At 65.9% G+C, this 7,571-nt stretch carries 6 protein-coding genes; 1 reads left to right on the forward strand and 5 read right to left on the reverse strand.

Features of this window, described 5'->3' with window-relative positions:
• Window positions 1-98: 98 nt before the first annotated feature.
• The 4 genes from ACK1U9_RS25345 to ACK1U9_RS25360 form a co-directional block, all read right to left on the reverse strand.
• Window positions 99-1,250 (reverse strand): PQQ-dependent sugar dehydrogenase, encoded by a 1,152-nt coding sequence (locus ACK1U9_RS25345; protein WP_046615895.1) that lies wholly within the window; start codon window positions 1,248-1,250, stop codon window positions 99-101.
• Between the two features lie 23 nt (window positions 1,251-1,273).
• Complete coding sequence (locus tag ACK1U9_RS25350; RefSeq protein WP_108481849.1) at window positions 1,274-1,591, reverse strand: hypothetical protein; 318 nt, start codon at window positions 1,589-1,591, stop codon at window positions 1,274-1,276.
• A gap of 189 nt (window positions 1,592-1,780) precedes the next feature.
• Window positions 1,781-2,746, reverse strand: a complete 966-nt coding sequence (gene speB, locus ACK1U9_RS25355) for an agmatinase (RefSeq protein ID WP_046615893.1) — start codon at window positions 2,744-2,746, stop codon at window positions 1,781-1,783.
• Between the two features lie 25 nt (window positions 2,747-2,771).
• The gene (locus tag ACK1U9_RS25360; RefSeq protein ID WP_108481850.1) at window positions 2,772-3,851 is read right to left on the reverse strand and encodes a polyamine ABC transporter substrate-binding protein; all 1,080 of its coding nucleotides are present in this window, start codon (window positions 3,849-3,851) and stop codon (window positions 2,772-2,774) included.
• A 102-nt stretch (window positions 3,852-3,953) separates the two neighbouring features.
• Between ACK1U9_RS25360 and ACK1U9_RS25365 the strand changes: the two genes are divergently transcribed.
• Window positions 3,954-4,844 (forward strand): LysR family transcriptional regulator, encoded by an 891-nt coding sequence (locus ACK1U9_RS25365; protein ID WP_046615891.1) that lies wholly within the window; start codon window positions 3,954-3,956, stop codon window positions 4,842-4,844.
• Between the two features lie 114 nt (window positions 4,845-4,958).
• Here ACK1U9_RS25365 and ACK1U9_RS25370 read toward each other — a convergent pair whose 3' ends face one another.
• Window positions 4,959-7,385 carry a TonB-dependent receptor gene (locus ACK1U9_RS25370; RefSeq protein ID WP_046615890.1) on the reverse strand — a complete coding sequence of 809 codons (2,427 nt, stop codon included), beginning with the start codon at window positions 7,383-7,385 and terminating at the stop codon, window positions 4,959-4,961.
• Window positions 7,386-7,571: the final 186 nt, after the last annotated feature.

Below are 7,571 nucleotides of genomic sequence, written 5' to 3' on the forward strand. Positions count from 1 at the left end.
CCCCCCCCCCCCCCTCCCCCCCCCCCCCCCCCCCCCCCCCCCCCCCCCCCCCCCCCCCCCCCCCCCCCCCCCCCCGCTCCCACAAGTACTGTACTGTGTCAGGTGCCGTCGCCCAGGCCTACCTTGAGCAACGCGCCGTCCTTGTCATCTGTCAGCACATACAGGTAACCGTCCGGCCCCACCCGTACATCGCGGATACGCGCCTTCAGCTCCCCCAGCAAACGCTCTTCATGCACCACTCTGTCGCCATCCAGCTGCAGGCGGATCAGCTCCTGAGTGGCCAGCGCGCCAATGAACAGGTTATGGTCCCAGGCCTTGAACGTGGGGCTGTCGTAGAATGCCATGCCGCTGATGCCCGGCGACTTCTCCCATACATGGTGCGGGTCGACCATACCCTGCACATGCTTGCCCTCGGCCTCGGGGATCGGCAGCAGCGAGTAGTTGATGCCGTGGGTCGCAATCGGCCAGCCATAGTTCTTGCCGGGCTCGGGAATGTTGATCTCGTCGCCACCGCGCGGGCCGTGCTCGTGGGTCCACAGCTTGCCGGTCCAGGGGTTGAGTGCGGCGCCTTGCTGGTTGCGGTGGCCGAACGACCAGATCTCCGGCCGCACGTTGTCCTTGCCGACAAAGGGGTTGTCCCTGGGCACTTCGCCGTCCGGCAAGATACGCACGATCTTGCCTTGCAGCTTGTCCAAGTCCTGGGCGGTCGGGCGCTGGTTGTTCTCGCCGAGGGCAATGAACAGGTAGCCGTCGCGGTCGAACACCAGGCGCGAGCCGAAGTGGTTGCCCTCCGACAGCTTGGGCTGCTGGCGGAAGATGACGTTGAAGTTCTCCAGCCGGGCGCGGTCCTGGGACAACTGGCCACGGCCGACCGCCGTACCAGCCTTGCCGTCACTGCCCTCTTCGGCATACGACAGGTAGACGGTGCGGTCCTTGGCGAACTCCGGCGACAGCACCACATCCAGCAGGCCGCCCTGGCCCTCGGCCCAGACCTTGGGCACACCGCTGATCGGCGGCCCGACCTTGCCTTCGGCATTGACCACCCGCAAGTTGCCGGCGCGCTCGGTGACCAGCATGTCCTTGCCGCCAGGCAGGAACGCCAGGGCCCAGGGGTTGCGCAGGCCGTCGGCCACTGTGCTGACGGTCAGGCTGCCTTCTTCACTGCGAAACTGCTGTTCGGCCGCCGCCTGCGCCAGCAGGGGCAGGAGTGCGGCGGCGGTCAAGGTTACCAGCCAGGGTGCTCGAAGCATGCAGGATTCCTTTCGTAGGGCGCTCATGGCGCGCGCGGGTTGCCCCGGGGTGGTCGGGTTGGCTCCAGGTTCGGGGTTTGCTGCTGGCGGCGCAGGTTGTCGCCATTGCCGATGCCGCGGTTGTCCAGGGTGGGCGTGTGCTGGTACGGGTCGGTGGACGGGCCGCGCACGGGTGGTGCAGCCGGCATGCTGCCCTGGCGGCTGTTGGGGTTGGCACGCTGGATCGGGCTGTTGTAGGGGTTGTTGTTGCCGGCGGCGAGTTGCAATGGCGGCGCGGGTGCCGCTTGCGCGGGCAGGCACAGCACCAGGCCGAGGGCCAGGATGGGCAAGGTTGGGGTCATGCTTCACCTCCTGTACGAAAATGCCGCGCCTGGTGGGTTTGATAGCCTAAGGCGCGAAGGGTTCGCGGCAAAAGTGTGAATGCGGGTGGAGATGATTCCTGATGTTTCAGTATGGGCCCATTCGCAGCACAAGGCTGCTTCCTGCAGGAGCAGCCTTGTGCTGCGAATGGGCCGCAAAGCGGCCCCAGGTTACTGCCCCTTGTCCACCTTGTGCCGCGCCGCATACAGGCACAGCATTTCCATCGCCAGCGTGGCCCCGGCCAGCGCGGTGATGTCGGCATGGTCATAGGCCGGCGCCACCTCCACCAGGTCCATACCCACCAGGTTGATGCCGCGCAGCCCGCCGAGGATCTCCAGCGCCTGCACCGTGCTCAGCCCGCCGCACACCGGTGTGCCGGTACCGGGCGCATAGGCCGGGTCGAGGCAGTCGATATCGAAGGTCAGGTACACCGGCCGCTCGCCCACCCGCTGGCGAATCGCCGCGATCACCGCCTCGGTGCCCTGCCGGTGCACCTGGCGGGCGTCGAGGATGGCAAAGCCCTGGCTGTCGTCATTGGTGGTGCGCAGGCCGATCTGCACCGAGCTGGCCGGGTCCACCAGGCCTTCGCGGGCGGCGTGCCAGAACATGGTGCCGTGGTCGATGCGCTGGCCTTCCTCGTCCGGCCAGGTATCGCTGTGCGCATCGAAATGGATCAGCGCCAGCGGGCCATGGCGGTGGGCATGGGCCTTGAGCAGCGGGTAGCTGATGAAGTGGTCGCCACCCAGGGTGAGCATGGCGCAGCCTGCTTGCAGAATATGCGTGGCATGGGCCTCGATGCTGTCTGGGACCGACTGCGGGGTGCCGCTGTCGAAGGCGCAATCGCCATAGTCGATCACCGCCAGGTGGTCGAACGGGTCGAACGCCCAGGGCCAGTGCCGGGCCCAGGCCTGCTGCACCGAGGCGGCGCGGATTGCCCGCGGGCCGAAGCGCGCACCGGGGCGGTTGCTGGTGGCAGTATCGAACGGCACACCACTGACCACCACGTCGACGCCACGCAGGTCGCGGCTGTAGCGGCGGCGAGAGAAACTGGTAATGCCGGCGTAGGTACTTTCCGCAGCGGTACCATACAGGCTGTCGCGGGTCATGGCCTGGTCGTTGTTCGCGGCTTGCTCCACGGTCGGGCTCCTTTGTCGTTATTGGTTACTGGCGGCTGCGGAACGCGGTCCACAGGCGGTTGCGCTGGCGCAGGTCGGCCAGGGCCATGCTGCGGTCGGCATACAGGCGCTGGCGCACCGCGGCCGGCGGGTAGATGTCCGGGTCGTTGCGCACCGCTTCGTCCACCAGCGGCGTGGCCGCCTGGTTGGCGTTGGCGAAGAACAGCGTGTTGGTCAGCGCGGCCACCGACTCGGGCTTGAGCATGAAGGTGATGAACGCCCGCGCGGCCTCGGGGTGCGGGGCATCCTTGGGAATGACCAGGTTGTCCTGCCACACCAGCGTGCCTTCGCGGGGGATGCGGTAGATCAGCTCGAACGGCTTGCCGGCGCGGCGCGCCTGGTCGGCGGCCATCGCCGCATCACCGTTGTAGGTCAGCGCCAGGCACACGCTACCGTTGGCCAGGTCGCTGATCTGCCGGCCATTGGCGACGTAGCTGATCGACGGCTGCAGCTGGCTCAGCAGGTTCTGCGCGGCGGCCAGGTCGCCCTTGTCCTGGCTGTAAGGGTCCTTGCCCAGGTAATTCAGGGCCACGCCGATCACCTCCTGCGGCGAGTCGGGCATGGCGATGCCGCAGTCCTTCAGCCGGCTGGCGTACTCGGGCTTGAACAGCAGGTCGAGGCTGTCCAGCGGCACATCCCCCAGGCGCTGGCGCACCGCCTCCACATTCACCCCCAGGCCCAGGGTGCCCCAGGTGTAGGGCACGGCATGGCGGTTACCGGGGTCGGCCTCGGCGAGCTTGGCCAGCAGATCCTTGTCGAGGTTGGCATAGCCGGGCATGGCCTGGGGGTCGAGCGGCTGCAGGGCGTTGGCCTTGAGCGCCCGGGCCAGTACCGCCGACGACGGCACCACCACGTCATAGCCGCTGCCACCGGTCAGCAGCTTGGTTTCCAGCACTTCGGTGGTGTCGAAGGTGTCGTAGCGCACCTTGTAGCCGGTTTCCTGCTCGAAGCGCTGGATGGTTTGCGGGGCGACATAGTCGGCCCAGCTGTAGAGGTTGACGACCTTTTCTTCAGCCTGCAGCGGCAAGGCCAGGACCAGGGACAGCAGGCACAACGATCGACGCATGGCGGACACCTCGGCAAATGGGTGGATGCCGCGAGCATGCCAGCCGGGTTACATTGCAGGAATGGCAAGTTTGCAAAGCTGACATTCATCAGGAGCAATGTAATGCTCGGACAAGTTCACGACCCCGACCTGCAGCTGCTGCGGCTGTTCGTCACTGTAGTCGAGGCCGGGGGCTTCAGCGCCGCACAAGGCGTGCTGGGCCTGAGCCAGCCCACCATCAGCCAGCGCATGGCGCAGCTGGAAGCGCGGCTGGGCTACCGCCTGTGCAGCCGCGGCAAGGGTGGCTTTCACCTGACGGAAAAAGGCGCGTTGTTGCTGGACGCCGCCCGTGGGTTGCTGCTGAACATCGAACAGTTTCGCCAGCAGGCCAATGGCGTTGCCGGGCGGCTGCTGGGGACCGTGCGCATAGGCATGGCGGAGAACCAGGACAAGGCGGTAAGCCTGAAGCTGGCAGCGGCCATTGCGGCGTTTCGCAGGCGCGAGGAGGCGGTGCAGCTGGAGCTGATCAGTGCGCCACCGGCAGAGCTGGAGCGGTTGTTGCTGGAACAGCGGCTGGATTACGCCATCAGCTACTTTTCCGGCAACCAGGCAGCCTTCGATTACCAGCCGCTGTTCGAGGAGCGGCAACGGCTGTATTGCGGCAAGGGGCATGTGCTGTTCGGTGAGGCTGGCGTTGGGCGGGAGCGGTTGCTGGCGATGGACCAGGTGCGCCATCCGTACCGGTTGCTCAAGGGCGGCGAGCCGTTCCAGAGCCAGCGCAGCATGGCGGTGGCGGAGCAGATCGAGAGCGTGCTGACGTTCATTCTGTCGGGGCGGCATATTGGCTATCTGCCATGCCATTGCGCGCAGGGGTGGGAGACTGAGGGGATGTTGTGGGCGCTGGACCCTGGGCTGGACTTTGTGGTGCCGTTTACCCTGGCCAGGCACCGGGCGCAGGCGGTTGGCGAGGCACAGCAGGCGTTTGCGCAGGATTTGCTGGCGGCGTTTGCCTGAACCGGCCTCTTCGCGGGCAAACCCGCTCCCACAGGGATCGCACACATCTTGAGACCTGCGCCGTACCTGTGGGAGCGGGTTTACCCGCGAAGAGGCCGGGACAGACAACACCCATCAGTAAGCCATGCTCCAGGTCAGGGTGTAGGTACGTCCGCGCCCCTGGTAGTCATACAGGTACGCCGGCCCGTAGGTCGGTGAGTAGAACAGCGTCGCACGCTGCCCCCAGACCGTGCTGTACTGCTTGTCCAGCAGGTTCTGGATGCCGGCGCTGAAGGTGCCGAAGCCGGTGTCCTGGCTGCCCAGCAGGTCGAAGGTGGTATAGCCGTCGATCTCGTGGTCGGCATCGTCCTTCAGGCTGAAGGCATGGTTGGCCTGCAGCCGCGCACTGCGGCCATCGCCCTTCCAGCCAACGAAAGCGGTAGCCTTGGACAGCGAGGCATAGCGGGCATCGCGCTTGATCCAGCCGCCATCCGCGTCCTCTTCCTCGGAGCGGGTCAGGTGCAGGGTGCCGCCGGCTTCCCAGCCGGTCTGGAAGTGCCGGGTCAAAGCGCCTTCAAAACCGAAGTCGCGGCTTTTCTGGTCTTCCACATTGATGGTCAGCGTCTGCGAATCGACGTTGATGATCTTGTCCGACCAGATGTAGTACAGCGCCGCCTGGGCATCCCAGTCCAGGTCGGCATAGCGCCAGCCCAGCTCCACCTGGCGGCTCTTGATGCCAGCCAGTGGGTTGTCGGCCACGCTCAGGCCGGGCTTGCCGTAGTACTTGGCCGGGTCGGGCAAGTCGAAGCCTTCGCCGTAGTTGGTCCATACCTGGTGGCCATTCTTGAAGTCGTAGATGGCACCCACGTTGAACAGGTTGACCTGGTAATCGTTGCTGCCACCGGGCACACCCTTGAAGTCGCTGACGTCCACGTCCATCTGCTGGCGCCTGGCGCCGCCGGACAGGGTCAGGTTATCGGTGGCATGCCAGTCCAGTTGGGCGTACACCGACACGCCATCGACCCGGTAGCTGGGGTAGCGTGCGGCCTTGCTTTCCTTTTCCAGCTCCAGGCCACCCGACTCGGACGACGTCTGGGCGTTGAAGGTGGTCTGCTCGGCGTTGAAGCGCTCGCGGTCCAGGTCGACGCCGTAGGTCAGCTTCAGCGCGTCCCACTGCTTGGCGAACAGGCCCTTGAGGCTGGTGACTTCGAAGTTCTGCTGCGAGGCGGCAAAGTACACCCCGCGCGAGCCGGTGGGCGTGGCGCGGTTGTAGTACGGGAACGGGTAGAAGTTGTCGTCTTCCTTGCGGTACGAGGCCTGCAGGTAGAAGTCCTGGCCCAGCACGTCGGTGTGGTGGTAGTTGGCGTTGAGCAGCAGGCGCCGGGTGCGCGGCTCCAGGTCCGACGAGTAGCCGCTGCGCAGCTCGGCGTCTTCCAGGTCGGAGGGGGCGTTGTAGTTCAGGTTGGGGAAGTAGATGCCGGTGCTGCCGTGGTTGCCCGAGTCATAGTACTGAGCCAACAGGTCGAGGCTCTGCTGGTCGTTCAGCTGCATCCCCAAAGTGCCGAGCACGTCGATGGTCCGGTTGTACTGCAGGTCGGTCTGGGTGTTGTCGATGAAGATCTGGTCGCCGGCACCGTCGTAGAAGGCTTCGTTCTGCTCGCCGGAAACCCCCAGCCGGGCGTTGAACCGCTCGTTGCCGCCACTGATCGACTGGGCGAAGCGGGTGGCCAGGTCATCGCTGTTGTTGAAGCCGCTGCTGGCACCGAGCTGGGTCTCGAAGCGCGCCGGGCCGGGTTCGCCCTTCTTGGTCACGATGTTGATGATGCCGCCAGTGGCGCCGCCGCCGTAGATGGCACTGGCGCCAGACAGCACTTCGACGCGCTCGACATTGAACGGCGAAATGCTGTCGAACTGGCGCGACAGGCCGCGCGAGCTGTTCTGGCTGACCCCGTCGATCATCACCAGCACGTTGCGCCCGCGCATGTTCTGGCCGTAGTTGGTGCGCCCTTCCGGTGCCAGGTCGAGGCCTGGCACCAGCTTGCCGATGGCTTCCTTCAGGCTGACACCGCTATCGATCTGCTCGCGCAGCTGCTGCTGGTCGACCACCCACACGGTGCCGGGGATTTCGCTGATCGCGGTGCTGGTGCGCGAGGCCACGCTGACCTCGATCGGCTTGAGGTTGACCGCCTGCGGCGCGGCGTCGGCCTTGCGCAGGGTCACCGTGCGGGCGTCGCTGAAGTGCCAGCTCATGCCGCTGCCGGCCAGCAACTGCTGCAGGGCCTGCTCGATGCTGTAGCTGCCCTGCAAGGCCGGGCTGGCCTGGCCGGCGACGTCGCCAGTGGTGTACAGCAGGTGCAGGCCGGCCTGGTCGGCGAAGGTGGTCAGGGCCTGGTCCAGCGACTGGGCCGGCAGGTCGAGCTGGACCTGACGGGCCTGGGTCTGGGCCTGTTCGGTGGCGGTCGAGGCAAACGCCTGCAGCGGGCCGACCAGCATGGCCAGGGCACTGCAGGACATCAGGGCATGGTGAAGTGGACCGCGACGGCGGTGCGAAGGCTTGAGCATCAGAGGCACGAATGAGCTTCCTGACAAGTCGTAAATGAGAATGGGTTGCTGATCAGTCCCACTACGACGATCTGGCGTGCAGGAACTTGCAGTGCCAAATGGAAAATATTTTTATTTCTGTGCTGGCCTCTTCGCAGCACAAGGCTGCTCCTACAGGGACGGCAGTTCGCTGTAGGAGCAACCTTG

This window comes from Pseudomonas sp. XP1, assembly GCF_053557675.1.